Genomic DNA, 1,711 nt, shown 5'->3' with positions numbered 1-1,711 from the left:
GCCGATGTTGCTGCTGGTAGGCCTGGTTGTTCGGGCAGCCTCGGCGCGAGCCGCAGCAGCAGCTCGTGCCTCGCCCGGTCCTGCTCGTCCTGCATCATCTCTGGGGTCGGATCAGAGGTAGAAGGCCAAGAAGAGGCAGCCGGCCAGGATCACGCCGAGGACCATCAGGACCTTGTCCTTCAGGACCACTTCCTCCGGCTCGCCCGCGATGCCCTTGTCGATGTCCACCGCGTAGCGCAGGATCGCCACGACCATCGGCACGATCGAGATCAGGCCCCAGCGGGAGTTCTCGAACTCGCGGATGTCGTAGGCCCACAGCGCGTAGGCCATGATCGTGATCGCGGCCGCGATGGCCCACACGAACCGCAGGTAGGACGGCGAGTACGCCTTCAGCGACTTGCGGATCTTCGCGCCGGTCTCCATCGCCAGCTTCACCTCGGCGTAGCGCTTGCCCGCCACCATGAACAGCGAGCCGAACGCGACGATCAGGTAGAACCACTGCGTGATGACCAGGCCGGCGGCGGCACCACCGGCGATGGCGCGCAGCAGGAAGCCGGACGCGACGATGCACAGGTCGATCACCGGCTGGTGCTTCAGGCCGAAGCAGTAGCCCAGCTGCACCGCGATGTAGACCGCCATCACGGCCAGCAGCGACATGCTGGTCAGAGCGGAGATCAGCAGCGATCCGCCGAGCAGCAGCACGCACACCGCGTAGGCGATCGGCACCGGGATCAGCCCGGCCGCGATCGGGCGGTTGCGCTTGGTCGGGTGCTGGCGGTCCGCCTCGACGTCGATCGCGTCGTTGACGAAGTAGATGCCGGAGGCGGCCATCGAGAACACGATGAACGCCAGCACGGCGTGCCAGAGCACGGCCGGGTCCAGGATCTGGCCCGCCGCGAACGGCACGGCCAGCACCAGGACGTTCTTCACCCACTGCTTGGGGCGCAGCTCCTTGATCAGGCCGGTGACCAGGCCCGCCGTGGTGCCCGCCTTCGCGGTGACCTTCGCGTGGTAGGCGTCCGAGGACTTGTCCTTGATGTCGTCGGACTTCTTCGCCGTCGGCTCGAGCACCTCGTCGCCGAACTCGGCGCCGATGGTGCCCTCGCCGTCGGTCTCCACCTCGATGCGCTCGGCCTGCGCGGTCTTCTCGTCCGGCTCGACCGCAGCGTCGGTGCCGGTCGTCTCGCCCGTCTTGCCGGCACCGTTCAGCAGCGCGTCGCCTACGTGGGCACCGTTGCTGCCGCCGGCCTCGGCCGACGCATCGGTCTTGCCGGTGTCCGCCTCGGCCGACGCATCGGTCTTGCCGGTGTCGGCCTCGGTTTCGTTCTTGTCAGCCACGGTTCCTCCGCCGTCTCGTGAATCGCCGCACGCCCCACGCCACGGCACCGCCGAGCGCAGAACCGGCGACCACATCGCTCGGATAATGAACCCCCAGGACGAGGCGGCTGACCATCATCGGCGGCACGACCACCGGGGTCAGCTTCTTGCCCGTCAACCCGCCGTAGAGCACCGCAGCGGCCGCCGTGGACGTCGCGTGCGAGGACGGGAAGCTCAGCTTGCTCGGCGTGCCGACCAGCACCTGGACGCCGGGGTCGGACGGCCGACGCCGGCGCACCACGCGCTTGACGGCGATCGACGACCTCGAGGAAGGTCGCCCAGCGGCTGCAGCTGAGCAGCTACACCGAGGACATGCGGGCGCAGGGGCGCCAGC

General features: G+C 68.7%; 2 protein-coding genes. Both read right to left on the bottom strand.

Going from position 1 to position 1,711, the window contains the following annotated elements:
• Window positions 1–111 precede the first annotated feature (111 nt).
• Window positions 112–1,071, bottom strand: a complete 960-nt coding sequence (locus tag ABTZ89_RS38500; RefSeq protein WP_502949657.1) for a decaprenyl-phosphate phosphoribosyltransferase — start codon at window positions 1,069–1,071, stop codon at window positions 112–114.
• 259 nt (window positions 1,072–1,330) lie between these two features.
• Window positions 1,331–1,711, bottom strand: a 381-nt coding sequence (locus tag ABTZ89_RS38495) for a phosphatase PAP2 family protein (RefSeq protein WP_351054395.1), incomplete at its 5' end; no start/stop codon positions are given.

The sequence above is a fragment of the Saccharopolyspora sp. NPDC002686 genome (assembly GCF_040295745.1).
GTDB lineage: Bacteria > Actinomycetota > Actinomycetes > Mycobacteriales > Pseudonocardiaceae > Saccharopolyspora > Saccharopolyspora oryzae.
The sequence above is the reverse complement of the archived record's forward strand: the minus strand, read 5'-3'. Positions and strand labels throughout refer to the sequence as shown.